15 protein-coding genes, 1 tRNA gene and 1 pseudogene are annotated in these 16,003 nt (G+C 69.4%); 8 read left to right on the top strand and 9 right to left on the bottom strand.

The window, feature by feature from the left end:
* Positions 1–10: 10 nt before the first annotated feature.
* Positions 11–880: an FhaA domain-containing protein gene (locus BT364_RS25380; RefSeq protein WP_072487555.1), complete on the bottom strand. Its 870-nt coding sequence runs from the start codon at positions 878–880 to the stop codon at positions 11–13.
* A 315-nt stretch (positions 881–1,195) separates the two neighbouring features.
* Between BT364_RS25380 and BT364_RS25375 the strand changes: the two genes are divergently transcribed.
* Positions 1,196–1,278, top strand: a tRNA-Leu gene (locus tag BT364_RS25375).
* A 249-nt stretch (positions 1,279–1,527) separates the two neighbouring features.
* Here the strand turns inward: BT364_RS25375 and BT364_RS25370 are convergent.
* Positions 1,528–1,998, bottom strand: coding sequence for a MarR family winged helix-turn-helix transcriptional regulator (locus tag BT364_RS25370; protein WP_072487554.1), 471 nt, complete (start codon positions 1,996–1,998; stop codon positions 1,528–1,530).
* Between the two features lie 90 nt (positions 1,999–2,088).
* Between BT364_RS25370 and BT364_RS25365 the strand changes: the two are divergent.
* From BT364_RS25365 to BT364_RS25350, 4 genes and pseudogenes are all read left to right on the top strand, one after another.
* Positions 2,089–3,202 (top strand): annotated as a pseudogene (locus tag BT364_RS25365) (hypothetical protein).
* A gap of 193 nt (positions 3,203–3,395) precedes the next feature.
* Positions 3,396–4,847: a DUF2252 domain-containing protein gene (locus BT364_RS25360; RefSeq protein ID WP_072487553.1), complete on the top strand. Its 1,452-nt coding sequence runs from the start codon at positions 3,396–3,398 to the stop codon at positions 4,845–4,847.
* Between the two features lie 58 nt (positions 4,848–4,905).
* Positions 4,906–5,892, top strand: coding sequence for a J domain-containing protein (locus BT364_RS25355; RefSeq protein WP_072487552.1), 987 nt, complete (start codon positions 4,906–4,908; stop codon positions 5,890–5,892).
* Between the two features lie 46 nt (positions 5,893–5,938).
* Positions 5,939–6,283 carry a rhodanese-like domain-containing protein gene (locus BT364_RS25350; RefSeq protein ID WP_072487551.1) on the top strand — a complete coding sequence of 115 codons (345 nt, stop codon included), beginning with the start codon at positions 5,939–5,941 and terminating at the stop codon, positions 6,281–6,283.
* A gap of 48 nt (positions 6,284–6,331) precedes the next feature.
* Here the strand turns inward: BT364_RS25350 and BT364_RS25345 are convergent, their stop codons facing one another.
* The 6 genes from BT364_RS25345 to paaA form a co-directional block, all read right to left on the bottom strand.
* Positions 6,332–7,504, bottom strand: coding sequence for an acyl-CoA dehydrogenase family protein (locus BT364_RS25345; protein WP_072487550.1), 1,173 nt, complete (start codon positions 7,502–7,504; stop codon positions 6,332–6,334).
* A 138-nt stretch (positions 7,505–7,642) separates the two neighbouring features.
* Entirely contained in the window at positions 7,643–8,704 is a 1,062-nt protein-coding gene (locus BT364_RS25340) for a 2Fe-2S iron-sulfur cluster-binding protein (RefSeq protein WP_072487549.1), read from the bottom strand.
* Positions 8,705–9,217, bottom strand: a complete 513-nt coding sequence (gene paaD, locus BT364_RS25335) for a 1,2-phenylacetyl-CoA epoxidase subunit PaaD (protein WP_072487548.1) — start codon at positions 9,215–9,217, stop codon at positions 8,705–8,707.
* Positions 9,211–9,912 carry a 1,2-phenylacetyl-CoA epoxidase subunit PaaC gene (gene paaC / locus BT364_RS25330; RefSeq protein ID WP_072487547.1) on the bottom strand — a complete coding sequence of 234 codons (702 nt, stop codon included), beginning with the start codon at positions 9,910–9,912 and terminating at the stop codon, positions 9,211–9,213. Before paaC ends, paaD begins: the two co-directional genes overlap by 7 nt.
* Positions 9,909–10,199: a 1,2-phenylacetyl-CoA epoxidase subunit PaaB gene (paaB, locus tag BT364_RS25325; RefSeq protein ID WP_072487546.1), complete on the bottom strand. Its 291-nt coding sequence runs from the start codon at positions 10,197–10,199 to the stop codon at positions 9,909–9,911. The genes paaC and paaB overlap by 4 nt, the downstream gene beginning before the upstream one ends.
* Positions 10,196–11,230 (bottom strand): 1,2-phenylacetyl-CoA epoxidase subunit PaaA, encoded by a 1,035-nt coding sequence (paaA, locus tag BT364_RS25320; RefSeq protein ID WP_072487545.1) that lies wholly within the window; start codon positions 11,228–11,230, stop codon positions 10,196–10,198. The genes paaB and paaA overlap by 4 nt, the downstream gene beginning before the upstream one ends.
* Before the next feature lie 115 nt (positions 11,231–11,345).
* On the opposite strand from paaA, the gene BT364_RS25315 reads away from it, so the two are divergent.
* The 3 genes from BT364_RS25315 (at position 11,346) to BT364_RS25305 (ending at position 14,184) form a co-directional block, all read left to right on the top strand.
* Positions 11,346–12,167, top strand: coding sequence for a DUF5819 family protein (locus BT364_RS25315; RefSeq protein WP_072487544.1), 822 nt, complete (start codon positions 11,346–11,348; stop codon positions 12,165–12,167).
* Entirely contained in the window at positions 12,062–13,429 is a 1,368-nt protein-coding gene (locus tag BT364_RS25310; protein WP_256260213.1) for an HTTM domain-containing protein, read from the top strand. Before BT364_RS25315 ends, BT364_RS25310 begins: the two co-directional genes overlap by 106 nt.
* 116 nt (positions 13,430–13,545) lie before the next feature.
* On the top strand, positions 13,546–14,184 hold the full coding sequence (locus tag BT364_RS25305; RefSeq protein ID WP_177328223.1) for a TrmH family RNA methyltransferase: 639 nt from the start codon (positions 13,546–13,548) through the stop codon (positions 14,182–14,184).
* A gap of 46 nt (positions 14,185–14,230) precedes the next feature.
* Here BT364_RS25305 and paaN read toward each other — a convergent pair whose 3' ends face one another.
* Positions 14,231–15,931 (bottom strand): phenylacetic acid degradation protein PaaN, encoded by a 1,701-nt coding sequence (gene paaN / locus BT364_RS25300; protein ID WP_072487542.1) that lies wholly within the window; start codon positions 15,929–15,931, stop codon positions 14,231–14,233.
* Between the last annotated feature and the right edge of the window lie 72 nt (positions 15,932–16,003).

The following is a 16,003-nucleotide window of genomic DNA, read 5'->3' as shown; positions in this document are numbered from 1 at the left end:
TGCCCCCGCTTCACCCTTCGGCTTGCCGGTAAACGATGGTGGTGCTGCCCACGACGATCCGCGAGCCGTCGCGGAGCGTAGCGCGGGTGGTGTGCTGCCCGTCTACCACGATGCCGTTGGTAGATCCGAGATCCTGGATCGTCGAGGGCGTTCCGGTCCGGATCTCACAGTGCCGACGGGATACGCCGGGGTCGTCGATCCGCACGTCGGCGTCGGTGCTGCGTCCCAGCACCAGCGTCGGGCGGGAGATCTGATGGCGGGTGCCGTTGATCTCGATCCAGCGTCGCACCTGCGCGTTCGGCAGGGGGCTGGGCCCGGCTGGCGGGTGCCGGTCGGTGCTGGGTGCTCCGGGCCTTCCGGCGCCCGGCGGCGGGGCCGCAGGCATGGGAGGGGCGGAGCTGGGAGGGTAGCCGTAGCCGCCGGTGGGCTGCGCGGACCGGCCCGGGCCCGGGTAGGGAGGCTGGCCCTGCAGTTCTTGGTGGCCCTGGGGGTCCTGCTGTGACGAACTCGACGCCAGGGTGCGGCTGCGTACCCGGTAGAGCCCGGTGTCGAGGTCGTCGGCCTTCTCCAGGTGGACCTTGATGGGGCCCATGAAGGTGTACCGCTGCTGCTTGGCGTAGTCGCGGACCAGCCCGGAGAGTTCGTCGCCCAACTGGCCCGAGTACGGGCTGAGTCGCTCGTAGTCGGGGGTGCTGAGCTCGACGATGAAGTCGTTGGGGACGACGGTCCGCTCGCGGTTCCAGATCGTTGCGTTGTTGTCGCACTCGCGCTGGAGGGCTCCCGCGATCTCGACCGGCTGGACCTCGGACTTGAAGACCTTGGCGAAGGTGCCGTTGACCAGACCCTCGAGACGCTGCTCGAAACGCTTCATGACTCCCATGGGGCACCTCCTCCGTTGTTGTCGTCCCTGTACTGCTTACTGATCGTATCCACGCGTCGGGAAATCGGCTGGTTCCCCTTGTCTGCCCTGTGGATGAGTGTCACCTCTCACACGGATCGTAGAGGCGGCCTCCTCACAGTGTCCCGTATCCGGGGTGCACAGAGGAGGAGTGGGGGCGATCGCTCGGCGTTCCCGCTTCCCCCCAGTCGGTCGGTCAAACAACGGATGTGAATCCACCCTGTCCAGCGTGCTAATGTTCCGCATGTCGCCAGGCAATCGCACCAAGCGGTGAGAGAGTCTGGAAACACCACTCTTGCGCGAGTGGCGGAACGGCAGACGCGCTGGCTTCAGGTGCCAGTGTCCTTAGGGACGTGGGGGTTCAAATCCCCCCTCGCGCACAAGAGAGAAGCCCCACAGGCCAACGGTCTGTGGGGCTTCTTCGTTCCCGGTTCCGGAACCGGCTCCCGTTCCGTGGCTCGCGGGTTCCGGTTCCGGTTCGGGATTCTGATTCCGGGTTCTGATTCCCGATTCTGGTTTCACGTGAAACGTCTGATTCGAGGCGCCCTGCGAGGTCTTGGGACTGAGAGGTCGTACGAGTCATAGGTGTCGTACAGGGCTTGTGGGGCTTCTGAGGGCTTAGGGGTGGATCAGGCCTTGGGTGTCTGTTGGGCGGGCGGGACGGTGTCGCCTGCCGAGTTGTAGCGCAACAGGTACTTCGCGAACCGGGCGAGATCTTCCTCCGTCCAGTCCGCCAGGCGTTCCTGGTAGGCCATGCGGCGGCTGGCCTGGGTGGAGGCGAGGGCTTGGGTTCCGGCCGCCGTGGGATGCAGCACCTGGATCCGGTGGTCGTCGGGGTCCGGATGGCGCTCGACCAGTCCCAGCTTCTCCAGGGTGCCGATCTGCCGGCTGACCGTCGATTTGTCCAGCATGTAGTGCGCGGCCAGGTCTGTCGCGCGGCAGCCGTGCTGGTCCTCGATGTGTGCCAGCAGCGTGTACGAGACCAGGGGGAGCTCCGGGTGGAGGCGGGCCGCGGCGGCCCGTGCGCGGCGTGCGAAGGCGGTCAGTTCGCGCTGGATGACGTCCAGTGATTCATTGCGTTCCTCGGGGGTGCCCGGCACTGTTTCGCCTTCCGTCTCGCGGATCTCGAGTTTCAGTTGTATATTACAACGAATTATGAGTTGTAAAAGCCAACTATTTGAGTGTTCCGCATGTCCGCAGGCCCGAGTGCCGCCACCGGCTCCACCGCCGCCGCTCTCCGCCATGTGCTGGGGCATTTCGTCACGCCGTTGCTGATGTGCATCGGCATGGGGGCTTGCCTACCTCGGGGCCTTCCACGCCCCGGAGCCGCACGATCTGCGGGTGGACGTGGTCGGGTCGGGGCCGAGCGCGCAGGTGCTCGCCCAGACGCTGCAGGACAAGAGCGACGGGGCGCTGAGCGTACGTACCGTTCCCGACCGGGCCGCGGCGGTGAACCACCTCAGGACACAGGCGAGTTACGGCGCCCACCTGCCGGGGAAGCACCCCGAGCTGCTCGTGGCCAGTGCGTCCTCGGACACCAGCGCCACGGTGGTCGAGAAGGTGTTCACCAAGGTCGCCGCCGAGAAGGGGCATCCGCTGAAGGTGACGGACACGGCACCGACAGCGGACGGCGATCCGACCGGGCAGGGCATCTTCTTCCTGCTGGTCGCGGTGAGTATCGGCTCGTACGCATCGGTCGCGGTCATCGGTGGCGCGGGTGCCGTGCTGGCGCTGCGGATCAGGGCCGCGCTGGCTGTTGCCGCGTCGCTGGTGGTGAGCGTGATCGGGGTCGTGTTCGCGGGGCCGCTGTTCGGTCTCGTCGACCATGGGCTCGGCGGTCTGTGGGCGATGGCCTGGCTCTACTCGGCGGGCATCCTGCTGATCGGCGTCGGACTGCACACCTTCCTCAAGCGCTGGACGACGCTCGGCCTGATGGTGCTGTTCGTGATGCTCAACTTCACCAGCTCCGGCGGCATCTTCCGGCCCGAACTCCAGCCCGGCTTCTTCGCTTCGCTGCACTCGTTCTGGAACGGTGCGGGATTCGTCGAGGGCGTACGCAGTCATGTGTACTTCGGCGGATACGGGCTCGGCGGACATGTGCTGGTGCTCGCGCTCTGGTTCGTGGCGGGCCTGGCCGTGGTGGGTCTGGCGGGGCTGTCCGAGTCGAAGCGGCGGAAGGCCGCGGCGCGGGTGGCAGCGGCCGGCACCGATGCCGTCGCCGGTTCCGTAGAGGCAGGCGGAACTCACGGGTCGAAGCACGCCGCCAGGACCGAGGAGGAGATCGAAGAGACCGTCGGCGTCTGACCGTCCAGCCGTCTGGCTGTCTGATCAGGGCGGATCGTCGCCCGCAGGCCGCAGAGGCGTTGTCCACAGGCCGCCGGGTGAGTTTTCCACAGGGGCAGACGGCTTTCGGCCGACGACGGTACCTTCGTCGCAATTGATCTGCGACAGGCGTCGGGCCAGGAGCGCAGGGCGAGGGTGGGGGAGGCTGCGCGCCATGGGTGACATCGAAGCAACAGTGCCGGTTCAGCGGGCTGTGACGGGTGATCCGCGTATTCCGGTCGTGCCCGGATTCGCACGGAGGGCGGCCGCGGCGGGCGGGGGCGCGACGCGGTCGCCGAGGGCGGCGGGCAAGGCGCTGCGGGAGCGGGTGCCCAGGGCCTCGCACGCGTTCCTGGACCTTCCGGCCGGGCGGCCCGATGCGGTGCAGGCGGTCGAGGAGTCGAGCCGGGGCAGAGTGCCCTCGCTCGCCCCGATCCGGGTGGGACGGATGGCGGCCACGCCCTTCGCCTTTCTGCGCGGCTCGGCCGGGCTGATGGCCCATGATCTGGTGGGCACACCGGTCAGTGGGGTGGGCGCTCAGCTCTGCGGCGATGCGCGCGCGGCCAATTTCGGGCTCTATGGCGATGCGCGGGGCAGCCTGGTCATCGATCTGAACGACTTCGACGAGACCGTGTTCGGCCCGTGGGAGTGGGACCTCAAGCGGCTGGCCACCTCGCTGGTGCTCGCGGGGCGCGAGGCCGGGGCGGACGAGGAGACCTGTCGGCGGGGCGCGTACGACACGGTGGGCGCGTACCGGCGGACGATGCGGCTGCTGGCCAAGCTGCCCGCGCTCGATGCCTGGAACGCCATCGCGGACGAGGAGTTGGTCTCGCACACGGATGCGCGGGATCTTCTCGGCACGCTGGAGCGGGTCTCGGAGAAGGCCCGCAACAACACCAGCGCCCGCTTCGCGGCCAAGTCCACCGAGGACACCGGGGACGGCGGACGCCGCTTCATCGACGCGCCGCCGGTGCTGCGCCGGGTGCCGGACGAGGAGGCCGCGGCGGTCGCGGCGGGACTCGGCGACTATCTGGGCACGATCTCGGAGGACCGGGTACCGCTCCTCGCCCGGTACGCGATACACGACGTGGCGTTCCGGGTGGTCGGTACCGGGAGCGTCGGCACCCGGTCGTACGTGGTGCTTTTGCTCGATCACCGCGGTGAGCCCCTGGTGCTGCAGGTGAAGGAGGCGCGGCCCTCCGTGCTGGCGCCGTATCTGCCGACGGTCGGCTTCGATGTGCCGGAGGTGGCGCACGAGGGACGCCGGGTGGTGCTCGGGCAGAAGCGGATGCAGGTCGTCAGCGACATCCTGCTGGGCTGGGCGACGGTGGACGGACGCCCCTTCCAGGTACGGCAGTTCAGGAACCGCAAGGGCAGTGTGGACCCGGCGGCGCTGGCAGCCGATCAGGTCGACGACTACGGCCGGATGACCGGTGCGCTGCTGGCGCGGGCCCATGCGCACAGCGCGGATCCGCGACTGATCGCGGGCTACTGCGGCAAGAACGAGGAACTGGACGAGGCGGTGGCGGCGTTCGCGGTCACCTACGCGGATCGTACGGAGGCGGACCACGCGGAGTTGGTGCGAGCCATCGGGTCGGGGCGGATAGCCGCCGAACTGGGCGTCTGAGGGGCATCGGGCCGACCGCGGGTCCTCGGGACGTGGGCCGTGGCCATACGCTGGACGGGTGACCCACGAAGCCGCCGGGGTGCCGACCACCCGGAACGACGATGACCGGCAGGACAACGACCGGCAGCGCGAGCAGCAGGCCCGAAGCGAGCAGCACGAGCAGTACGGGCCGGGCGAGCCGCTTGAGCAGCACGGCCGGCCGGCCGGTGCCGGTCCGGAGAGCGGTGTCGGCCCGGAGAACGGGGCCGGCGCGGGCGGTCGTGCTGAGGGGGAGCGGCCCGAGGCCCGGCTCGCGAAGGCGGTGCGGGCGGCGGAGCAGGCGCTGATCGAGTTCGAGATCGCGGTGGAGACCTTCCGGGTCGAGGTCGAGAACTTCTCCCGGCTGCATCACCAGAAGCTCGGGCCCATGTACACCCGCCTCGACGAGCTCGATGCGCAGATCGCGGAGGCCCGGGCCGCCAGGACGGGCGATCCGGAGGACATCCGCAAGGCGCAGGAGGCACGGGCGATCGTCATGCCGATGCCCGGCGTGGACGAGCTGTTCCACGACTGGATCGACTCCGACGGGCTGTCCCCCGAGGCTGCGGCGATGCTGACCGAGCAGCCGGTCCGGCCGCCCAAGCGGGTCCGGCCGACCGAGGAGGCGCGCAAGCTCTACCGCGACCTGGCCCGCCAGGCCCACCCGGACCTGGCGCAGGACGAGACGGAGCGGGCCCGTCGGGACGAGTTCATCGCCCGGGTGAACGCCGCTTACGGGCGGGGGGACGAGGCGCTCCTGATGGAGCTGGCCCAGGAGTGGGCGGCGGGTCCGGTGGCTCCGGAGGCGGAGCTCAGCGAGAGCGAGGAGCTCTACGCCCGGCTGAACTGGCTGACCCAGCGCAAGGAACTGCTGACGGTGCTCGCCCAGGAGCTGGAGGAGAGCGCGATCGGGGCCATGCTGCGGATGGCGCCGGACGATCCGGACCGGCTGCTCGACGAGATCGCCGAGCAGCTGCTGGGCGAGGTCGCGCAGCGCGAGGCCGAGCTGGCGGGCCTGGTGCAGTAGCGTTCCGGGTGACTCAGGAGCGTACGTACGAGAGAAGGCATGACCCATGAATTTCGCACCGCTGCCCTCGGTGGATGTCGCGGCGGTTCCGTCGGACGGCTTTGTGCTGGACGTCCGGGAGGACAACGAATGGACGGCCGGTCATGTCGAGGGCGCTCTGCACATCCCGATGAGCGACTTCGTGGCCCGCTTCGGTGAGCTGACCGAGGCCGCCGACGACGGCCGGCGCGTGCACGTGATGTGCCGGGTCGGTGGCCGGTCGGCCCAGGTCACCCAGTACCTGGTGCAGCAGGGCATCGACGCCGTGAACATCGACGGCGGGATGCTGGCCTGGGACGGCGCCGGACGCCCGATGGTGACGGACAACGGCAGCCCGGCCTTCGTGCTCTGAGCCGGGCAGCCGCTCTGCCGGGGGCGTGACCGCCGCCCGTGGCCGGTGTCAGCCGAGGAGGTGTGCGGCCAGCAGGTCGCCCAGCGCCTCCTCGTGTGCCGCCGCCGGACCGAGGGACAGCTCGATCTGCTTCGCCCAGGCGTGGAAGCGGTGCAGCGGGTAGTCCGTGTCCGCTCCGAAACCGCCGTGAAGATGCTGTGCCGTCTGCACGACCCGGCGGACGCCGTCCGACGCCCAGATCTTCGCCACGGCGATGTCGCCCTCGGCAGGCAGCCTCCCGCCGGCTCCGGTGGAGATCCGCCAGGCCGCCTGCCAGAGCGTCACTTCCATGGCCCGTAGGTCGATGTACCGGTCCGCGGCCTGTACCGCGACGGACTGGAACGTTGCCACCGGGAAGCCGAACTGCTCGCGCTTGCCGGTGTATTCGCTCGTCATGGCGAGCACGGCCTCGCCCAGGCCCAGTGCCAGCGCGCACGTCCCGGTGGTGAGGAGGGCGCGCAGCCACTCCCAGGCCCCGGCGTCGTCGATCAGTGCGCGGCCGTCGATCCGTACCGACTCCAGCCGGACCTCCGCGAACCGTTCACCGCTGGTGGAGACCTGCTCGGCCAGGGTGACGCCGTCCTGGGCGGGCTGGATCAGGGCGACGACCGCCCGGCCCCCGTCGGTATGGGCCGGAATCGCGATCCAGTCCGCTGCCTGCGCCCACGGCACCGCCGACTGCACCCCGTCGAGCACCCAGTCGGCAATGTCCCCGTCGCGGTTTGTCGGGACGGTTCCAGCTGTCGCTTCCCGGCGGGCGGTGACGGCGAGTTCGGCCGGATCGTGGCCGGAACGGCCGTTGGCCCCGACGGTGAGGACCAGCTCACCCCGGCCGGTCCGGGGCAGCAATTCGGCGGCCAACTGCCGGTCTCCGTAACGCTGGAGTGCCATCGCGACCGCGCACGTCTCCAGCAATGGCACTCTCGCGAGCACCTTGGCGGACTCGCGCAACACCAAACAGAGCGCGACGAGATCGAGTCCGGCCCCGCCGTGTTCCGGCGAAAGCATCAGACTCAGCAGATCACTTGAGGCGAGTCCGGCCCACAGCGGGCGGTCGATGTCCTCGGCCACCGCGCCCGGCACGAGAGCGGGGCTGGGAACCCCGTCCGGTACGACTCCCGAGAAGACCGCTCGCGCTGCCTCCACGGCTGCCTGCTGTTCCTCGGTGAAGGTGAAGTCCACTGTCCTGGCCTCCCGCTGACCGACGCCCCCGCGCCCGAAGTTGACGGGTCGTCAAGATAGAACAGGTTCTACAAGAAGGGAACAGTGGAGGAGCGGGAGACGGGGAGACCGACCGGCGGGGGAGAGGGCGGGGTGCGGTCAGCGGTCGAAGTCGAGCTCCACCTCCGGGGTCGCCGGATGTGACTGGCACGCCAGCACATAGCCCGCGTCCGTCTCTTCGGGCTCCAGCGCGAAGTTGCGGTCCATCCGCACCTCGCCCGAGACCAGGAACGCCCGGCAGGTCCCGCACACCCCGCCCTTGCAGGCATACGGAGCGTCGGCGCGGCTGCGCAGCACGGTCTCCAGCAGCGATTCGCCCTCCTCCACCGGCCAGGTGCCGGAACGGCCGTCCAAGGTGGCGGTGAGTCGGCTGTGGGCGGGCGAGTCGACTCGGGGGCGGGTGGATGTGTTCGGGCCGTCGTCCACATGGAAGATCTCCTGGTGGATACGGGTCCGGTCGACGCCCAGTCCGCGCAGCGCCCGGTCCGCGGCCTGGACCAGTCCGAAGGGCCCGCAGAGATACCAGCCGTCCACCTCGGTCACGGGAAGCAGCGCGGGCAGCAGCTCGGTGAGACGGTCCCGGTCCAGGCGGCCGGAGGGGAGACCTGCCTGCTGCTCTTCCCGGGAGAGTGCCGTGACCAGCTGGAAGCGGTTCGGGTAGCGGTCCTTGAGGTCGGCGACCTCGTCCAGGAACATCGTCGAGAGCGCTGTCCGGTCGCTGCGGATCAGGCAGAAATGGGCGTCGGGCTCCTGTGCCAGCAGCGTGGCCGCGATGGACAGGACCGGTGTGATCCCGCTGCCGCCGACGATCGCCGCGAAGTGCCCGGCGCGGGGCGCCAGCACGAAGCGGCCCATCGGAGGCATCGCCTCGACCAGATCACCGACGGCGAGCTCCTTCAGCGCGTACGTGGAGAACGCGCCGCCGTCGACGAGCCGGATGCCCACACGCAGCACCGGGTCGTCCTGTTCCGCGGCGGTGACCGGGGAGCAGATCGAGTACGAGCGGCGGATCTCCTCGCCGTCGACCGTGTACCGCACATTGAGGTGCTGGCCGGGCTGGTGGTGGAAGGTCTCGCGCAACTCGGGCGGCACAGCGAGGGTGACGGCCACCGAATCGTCCGTGAGCCGTTCGATCGTGCGGACCCGGAGCGGATGGAACATCTACAACTCCTTGAAGTGGTCGAACGGTTCGCGGCATGTCACGCAGCGGCGCAGCGCCTTGCACGCGGTGGAGGAGAACCGGCTCAGCAGCTCCGTATCGGTCGAGCCGCAGTGCGGGCAGCGCACCGAGAGCGCGAGCGGCACCGGACCGTTCGCGGGGGCCGTGGCATCGTGCGGACGCGGGGGCGCTATGCCGAACTCGGCCAGCTTGCGCCGCCCTTCCGCGCTGATGTCGTCCGTGGACCAGGCCGGTGAGAGCACGGTGACCACGGAGACCTCCGGTATGCCGTGGTCGTGCAGCACTCGCTCGATGTCGGCGGACATGGCCTCGATCGCGGGGCAGCCGGTGTAGGTCGGGGTGAGCCGCACGGTGACCTTGCCGGGGGCGAGAACATCCACGCCCCGGAGCACCCCCAGCTCGTCCAGGGTCAGCACCGGCAGTTCAGGATCGGGTACGGAGCCCGCGAGGCGGTGCAGCTCCTTCTCCAGGAGTGTCCCAGTCCCGGTCACCATGACGCCCCCGGGTGGCTGCGATGCAGATGCTGCATCTCGGCGATCATGCGGCCGAAGGGTTCGGTGTGGATGCCCTGGCGTCCCGCGCCCGCCGTCCACGCCCCGGACTGCGGACCGGCCGGCAGCGTCAGCGTGGCCCGCTCCAGCACCGCCGAGACGGACTCCAGCCATCCGCTCCGCAGCGACTGCCAGTCGATCTCCACTCCCTCGACGGGCTCGAAGAGCTCACCGGTGAACCGCCACAGGGCGTCCACGGCGCTCTGCATCCGGTCATGGCTCTCGTCCGTGCCGTCGCCGAGCCGCAGGGTCCAGTGCTCCGCGTGGTCCTGGTGGTACGCGACCTCCTTGACGGCCTTCGCCGCCAGACCGGCGAACGGGCCCTCGCCCGATGCCAGCTGCTCGTACAGCAGCTGTTGGTAGGCGGAGAAGTACAGCTGGCGGGCGATGGTGTGGGCGAAGTCGCCGTTCGGCTGCTCGACCAGCTGGACGTTGCGGAAGGCGCGTTCCTCGCGCAGATACGCCAGCTCGTCCTCGTCCCCGGCCAGGGAGAGGAGCACCCGGGCCTGCCCCAGCAGGTCCAGGGCGATGTTGGCCAGGGCCACTTCTTCTTCCAGCACGGGCGCATGGCCCGCCCACTCCCCCAGCCGGTGCGAGAGCACCAGCGCGTCGTCGCCCAGGGCGAGGGCCGCGGTCACAGGTGCTTCACCCCTTCCGGGATCTCGTAGAACGTCGGATGCCGGTACGGCTTGTCGCCGGCCGGTTCGAAGAAGGAGTCCTTCTCGTCCGGAGAGGAGGCCGTGACCTGAACGGACGGGACCACCCAGATGGAGACGCCCTCGGAGCGGCGCGTGTACAGATCGCGCGCGTTGCGCAGGGCCATCTCCGCGTCAGGGGCGTGCAGGCTGCCCGCGTGGGTGTGGGAAAGACCGCGGCGCGAACGCACGAACACCTCCCACAGTGGCCATTCGGTCGAGCTGCTCATGCTGTCGCCTCCCCGTTCCCCGCTGTTGCGTGTGGTGCTGCGTGCGCTTGTGGCGCTGTGTGCTTCCCGGCGTAGGCAGCCGCCGCGTCCCGGACCCAGGCGCCCTCCTCGTGTGCCCGGCGGCGCTGGCCGAGGCGCTGCTCGTTGCACGGGCCGTTGCCCTTGAGGACCTCCTGGAACTCCTTCCAGTCGATCGCCCCGAAGTCGTGCTGTCCACGCTCCTCGTTCCACCGGATGTCCGGGTCGGGAAGGGTGAGCCCCAGCGCCTCGGCCTGCGGGACACAGATGTCCACGAAGCGCTGCCGCAGCTCGTCGTTGGAGTGGCGCTTGATCTTCCAGGCCATCGACTGCGCGGAGTGGGCCGATGCGTCGTCCGGCGGGCCGAACATCATCAGGGACGGCCACCACCAGCGGTTCACCGCGTCCTGCGCCATTTCGTGCTGCGCCGGGGTGCCGCGGCTGAGGGCGAGCAACAGCTCGTACCCCTGGCGCTGGTGGAAGGACTCCTCCTTGCAGATGCGGACCATCGCCCGGGCGTACGGGCCGTAGGAGCAGCGGCACAGCGGCACCTGGTTGGTGATCGCGGCGCCGTCCACGAGCCAGCCGATCGCGCCGACGTCCGCCCAGGTCAGCGTCGGGTAATTGAAGATCGATGAATACCTCTGGCGGCCCGCGTGCAGCTTGTCGAGCAGCTCCTCGCGGCCGGTGCCGAGCGTTTCCGCCGCGCTGTACAGATAGAGCCCGTGGCCCGCTTCGTCCTGCACCTTGGCCATCAGGATCGCCTTGCGGCGCAGCGAGGGCGCACGCGAGATCCAGTTGGCCTCCGGCTGCATGCCGATGATTTCCGAGTGGGCATGCTGGGCCATTTGCCTGACCAGCGAGGCGCGGTACGCATCGGGCATCCAGTCGCGTGGCTCGATGCGCTCGTCCGCCGCCACCGCGGCGTCGAACACCGCCTCCAGGGCCTCGTCCGTCTCTTCAGGCCTGTCCGCTCCCGCCTGCGCTGTCTGGTCCGCAGTCACTGCCGCCATCCCGGGCTCCCTACCGACCGATCGTTCGGTTCAATGTCTTCAATGGTGAGTCGACGGCCCGTAGGGTGTCAACCCTGTGGATAACTGACCGGGGATCGACGGGGATCGGGGCGGGATGGATTCGTACGGCGACAGGGGTGCCGACAGCGGGGGCGAGAGTTCCGAGTCGGGGCCCGACCAGCGTGAACAAGTGGCTTTCGGCGCTGGTCAGGGGCAGGAATCAGGATTTCGCGAATCAGAGCCTCGGGCATCAGAGCCTCGCGGAACAGGGCCCACGGAATCAGGGCCCCGTGGCGGAATAGCCGCCCTGTCGCTTCCGTACCAGATCGTTGCCGCAGTCGCGCTGTCCGTCATCGGGCTGGTCGCCTGTGGGCAGCTGGCCATGGTGTTTCTGCACGTCGCCCCCTCCAACACCATGACCAAGCAGCACGGCGAAGCGGTCGACGACTGGATCTATCCCGAGTTCGAGCAGAACTGGAAGCTCTTCGCCCCGAATCCGCTCCAGCAGAACATCGCCGTCCACGTACGAGCCGAGATAGCCGGCCCCGACGGACGCCGCACCACTCCCTGGATGAGCCTTTCCGGCGAGGACGGCAAGGCGATACGCGGCAGTCTTCTCCCCAGTCACGTCCATCAGAACGAACTCCGCCGCGGCTGGGACTTCTACCAGGGCTCCCACGACAACGAGAACCGGGCCATCGGCCTTCGCGGCCAGCTCTCCGAGCGCTACATCCGCCGGATCGTGATGCTGCGCCTCGGCGAACACGACTACGGCGGCACCGTCGAGCGCATCCAGGTCCGTTCCGAGGTACGGTCCGTCGCGGCGCCCGCATGGAGCGAGGAGAAGATCAGTACGAGGCCGTCCTACCGGGTGCTGCCGTGGTGGACGGTGACCGCGGCGGACCTTCCCGCCGGCACCGAGGGGGCGGACAAGTGAGTGCACCCGCCCTCGACCGCAAGATCGAGCCAAAGATCGACTACAAGATCGCCCGCTCCATCCAGCGCATCACCTCCACGGCCTTCGGCCAGTATCAGAGTGCCGTCATCCGGATCGGTTTCTCTGCCACCTATCTGTTCTTCCTGCTGCGCGAATTTCCGCACCGCCACGAGATGTACGGCCCCGACGCCCCTTGGCGCTGGGACATGGCCCAGCAGCTCATATCCGGCAATCAGGCGTTCACCGCGCTGATGTGGTCGGACAACACGGTCTGGTTCGAGATCGTGTACGCGGTCGCGCTGATCTCCGCGGCGCTGCTGATGGTCGGCTGGCACACCCGGGCCATGTCGGTCCTCTTCATGGCCGGGGTGCTCTCCCTGCAGAACCGCAGCATCTTCATGGGCGACGGCGGCGACAACGTCATCCATCTCATGGCGATCTATCTGATGCTCACGCGCTGCGGGCGGGTCTGGTCGTTGGACGCCCGGCGTGCGGCGCGACAGGCGCGTGCGGGAGGGGAAGATTCCCGGCGCCCGGCGCGGGGGACAGTGGCCGGTACGGTCCTCTGGGCGGTGCTCGGCCTCGTGCTGATCGTGGCCAGCGCGACCGACGGGCTCGGCGGCACCTGGTGGCTGCCGACTCTCCTCTGGATCCTCTGGGTCGGCGAGGGCGCCTGGTGGGCTGTGAACCGTTACGCACCGCACAGCGAGTCGCGCACCCTGCTCGATGTCATCGCCAACCTCGCCCACAACGCGACCCTCGTCGTGATCATGGCCGAGGTCTGTCTGATCTACGCCACCGCGGGGTGGTACAAGATCCAGGGCTCGCGGTGGCAGGACGGCACGGCGCTGTACTACCCGCTCAAGCTCGACTACTTCACGCCCTGGCCCTGGCTGTCGGACGTCCTCGCCTCCAGCGGTGTCATGGTGATGCTGATCACGTACGGCACGGTCGTCGTCCAGGTCGCGTTTCCCTTCACCCTGTTCAACCGGCGGGTCAAGAACGTGCTGCTCGTCGCCATGATGTGTGAGCACGCCGGCATCGCCCTGCTGCTCGGGTTGCCGTTCTTCTCCATGGCGATGATCGCCGCCGATGCCGTCTTCCTGCCGACCGTCTTCCTGGTGTGGCTCGGCGGCCGGGCGACCCGCGTCCGGGAGCGGCTGTTCCCGGGCCGGGGCACAGTGCCCGGGCAGCGGCGTGGCACCGGTGACGAGGAGGTCCCGCAGCACAGCGGCGACGGGGGCCATACGCTCGTCGGGTGAGTAGCAGCAGCGAGAGTGGCAGTACGCGCGGCACGGGCAGCGCAGGCAGCAGCGGCGGGGAACCGTCGGCCGAGGAGCCCGGTCAGTCGGAAGAGACCGGGCGTTCCGCGGAACCGTTGCAGTACGACGACGGCTTCGGGACGGAGATCGGCGTCGGGCCCCACCCGCTGCCGTGGCCCGAGGACGAGCGGTACGACCCCGAGCTGCTCGCCCACGGCGACCGGCGCAACGTGGGCGATGCCTACCGGTACTGGACCCGGGAGGCGATCGTCGCCGATCTGGATCTGCGGCGGCACGACTTCCACGTCGCGGTCGAGAACTGGGGCCACGACTTCAACATCGGCTCTGTGGTGCGCACGGCGAACGCCTTTCTCGCCAAGGAGATCCATATCGTGGGGCGGCGGCGCTGGAACCGGCGCGGCGCGATGGTCACCGATCGGTACCAGCATGTGCGGCACCACCCCGACACGGAGTCGCTGACCGCGTGGGCGGAGGCCGAGGGCCTGCCGATCATCGGGATCGACAATCTGCCGGGGGCGGTGCCCCTGGAGCGGACCGAGCTGCCGCGGCGCTGCGTACTGCTCTTCGGGCAGGAAGGGCCCGGGCTCACCGAGGAGGCCCGTAAGCACGCGGTGATGGTGTGCTCCATCGCGCAGTTCGGCTCGACGCGGTCGATCAACGCGGGCGCCGCGGCCGCTGTCGCCATGCACGCGTGGGTGCAGCGGTACGCGGAGATCCCTGAGGCCGGGAGCTAGACGGCCTGGTCCGGGGGCGGAGCCCCGCCCCCGGACCCTGGCCGGATCATGCCTGGCGGCGCACTTCCACCATGCGGAAACGGTTGGACACGAAGGCTCCGTCGCACAATGCCGCGTTCGCCGCCGGATTGCCGCCCGAGCCGTGGAAGTCGGAAAAGGCGGCGGTCTGGTTGACGTACACCCCGCCGGTCAGATTCAGCGACAGCTGGGCCGATTCGTCCAGGCAGACATCTTCCACCGCGCGCTCCACCTCCGGTGAGGTGGTGTACGCGCCGACCGTCATCGCGCCCTTGTCGCGGACCGTGCGGCGGAGCAGCTCGACGGCGTCGGCCGTCGAGTCGACGGCCACCGCGAAGGCGACCGGGCCGAAGCATTCCGACAGGTAGTGCTCCTCGTCGTCCGGCTTGGTGGCGTCCAGCTTGACGACGACGGGGGTGCGGACCACGGCGTCGGGGAACTCCGGGTTGGCCACCTCACGGGAGGGCAGGGCGACTTCGCCCAGATCCGCAGCTGCCTCCAGGCGGGCCTTCACATCGGGGTTGACGAGTGCGCCGAGCAGCGCGTTCGCCCGGCTGTCGTCGCCCAGCAGCCCGCTGACCGCAGCGGCGATGTCGGCGACCACTTCGTCGTACGTCTTGTCGCCGCCGTCGGTGGTGATGCCGTCCCGGGGGATCAGCAGGTTCTGCGGGGTCGTGCACATCTGGCCGCTGTACAGGGAAAGGGAGAACGCCAGGTTGGACAGCATGCCGCGGTAGTCGTCCGTGGAGTCGAGGACGATCGTGTTGACCCCGGCCTTCTCTGTGTAGACCTGGGCCTGGCGGGCGTTGGTCTCCAGCCAGTCACCGAAGGCGGTGGACCCGGTGTAGTCGATGATCTTGATTTCGGGGCGGAGGGCGAGGGTCTTCGCGATGCCTTCGCCCGGTCGCTCGGCGGCCAGGGCGACCAGGTTGGGATCGAAGCCTGCCTCGGCGAGCACCTCGCGGGCCAGCTGCACCGTGAGCGCGAGCGGAAGCACGGCGCGGGGGTGCGGCTTCACCAGGACGGGATTGCCGGTGGCCAGGGAGGCGAAGAGGCCAGGGTAGCCGTTCCACGTGGGGAAGGTGTTGCAGCCGATCAGGAGCGAGATGCCGCGTGGTGCCGCGGTGAACGACTTCTGCAGCTGGAGCGGGTCGCGCTTGCCCTGCGGCTTGGACCAGTCGGCGCTCTGCGGGGTGCGGATCTGCTCCTCGTACGCGTATGCCACCGCCTCCAGGCCGCGGTCCTGGGCATGTGGGCCGCCCGCCTGGAACGCCATCATGAAGGCCTGGCCGCTGGTGTGCATCACGGCGTGACCGAACTCGTGGGTCCTGGCGCTGATCCGCGCGAGGATCTCCAGGCAGACCAGGGCCCTGGTCTCGGGGCCCGCCGCACGCCAGGCCGGCATGGCCGCGCGCATGGCCGGAAGCAGGACGTCCAGGTCGGCGTGCGGATACTCGACGCCGAGCTCCGGGCCGTACGGCGAGACCTCTCCGCCCGTCCAGCCGTCGGTGCCGGGCTGGCCGAGGTCGAGCCGGGTGTTCAGCACGGCGTCGAAGGCGGCCTTGCCCTCGGCGGCGCCCAGGCTGCCCGGGGCGCCCCCCTCGCCGTATGCCTTCGGATGCTCGGGGTGCGGGGACCAGTAGGCGCGCGTACGGATCGCGTCGAGGGCCTGGTCGAGCGTGGGGCGGTGCTTCTCGGACAACAGGTGCGGGGAGAGCTCGGCGGCCATGACGGACCAACTCCTCATCGAGCTGGGCAGGGACGGGCGGACAGAGTTAGAGTAACCGAACGATCGGTCGGG

This window comes from Streptomyces atratus (assembly GCF_900119365.1).
GTDB classification, from domain to species: domain Bacteria; phylum Actinomycetota; class Actinomycetes; order Streptomycetales; family Streptomycetaceae; genus Streptomyces; species Streptomyces atratus_B.
The sequence above is the reverse complement of the archived record's forward strand: the minus strand, read 5'-3'. Positions and strand labels throughout refer to the sequence as shown.

Coding starts and splice junctions, on each gene's coding strand:
- BT364_RS25315 (WP_072487544.1), top strand. CDS start 11,346: ATGGATTCGTACGGCGACAGGGGTGCCGACAGCGGGGGCGAGAGTTCC.
- paaA (WP_072487545.1), bottom strand. CDS start 11,230: ATGGCGGCAGTGACTGCGGACCAGACAGCGCAGGCGGGAGCGGACAGG.
- paaB (WP_072487546.1), bottom strand. CDS start 10,199: ATGAGCAGCTCGACCGAATGGCCACTGTGGGAGGTGTTCGTGCGTTCG.
- BT364_RS25340 (WP_072487549.1), bottom strand. CDS start 8,704: ATGTTCCATCCGCTCCGGGTCCGCACGATCGAACGGCTCACGGACGAT.
- paaD (WP_072487548.1), bottom strand. CDS start 9,217: ATGGTGACCGGGACTGGGACACTCCTGGAGAAGGAGCTGCACCGCCTC.
- BT364_RS25310 (WP_256260213.1), top strand. CDS start 12,062: ATGGAGCGAGGAGAAGATCAGTACGAGGCCGTCCTACCGGGTGCTGCC.
- BT364_RS25360 (WP_072487553.1), top strand. CDS start 3,396: ATGGGTGACATCGAAGCAACAGTGCCGGTTCAGCGGGCTGTGACGGGT.
- BT364_RS25350 (WP_072487551.1), top strand. CDS start 5,939: ATGAATTTCGCACCGCTGCCCTCGGTGGATGTCGCGGCGGTTCCGTCG.
- paaN (WP_072487542.1), bottom strand. CDS start 15,931: ATGGCCGCCGAGCTCTCCCCGCACCTGTTGTCCGAGAAGCACCGCCCC.
- BT364_RS25380 (WP_072487555.1), bottom strand. CDS start 880: ATGGGAGTCATGAAGCGTTTCGAGCAGCGTCTCGAGGGTCTGGTCAAC.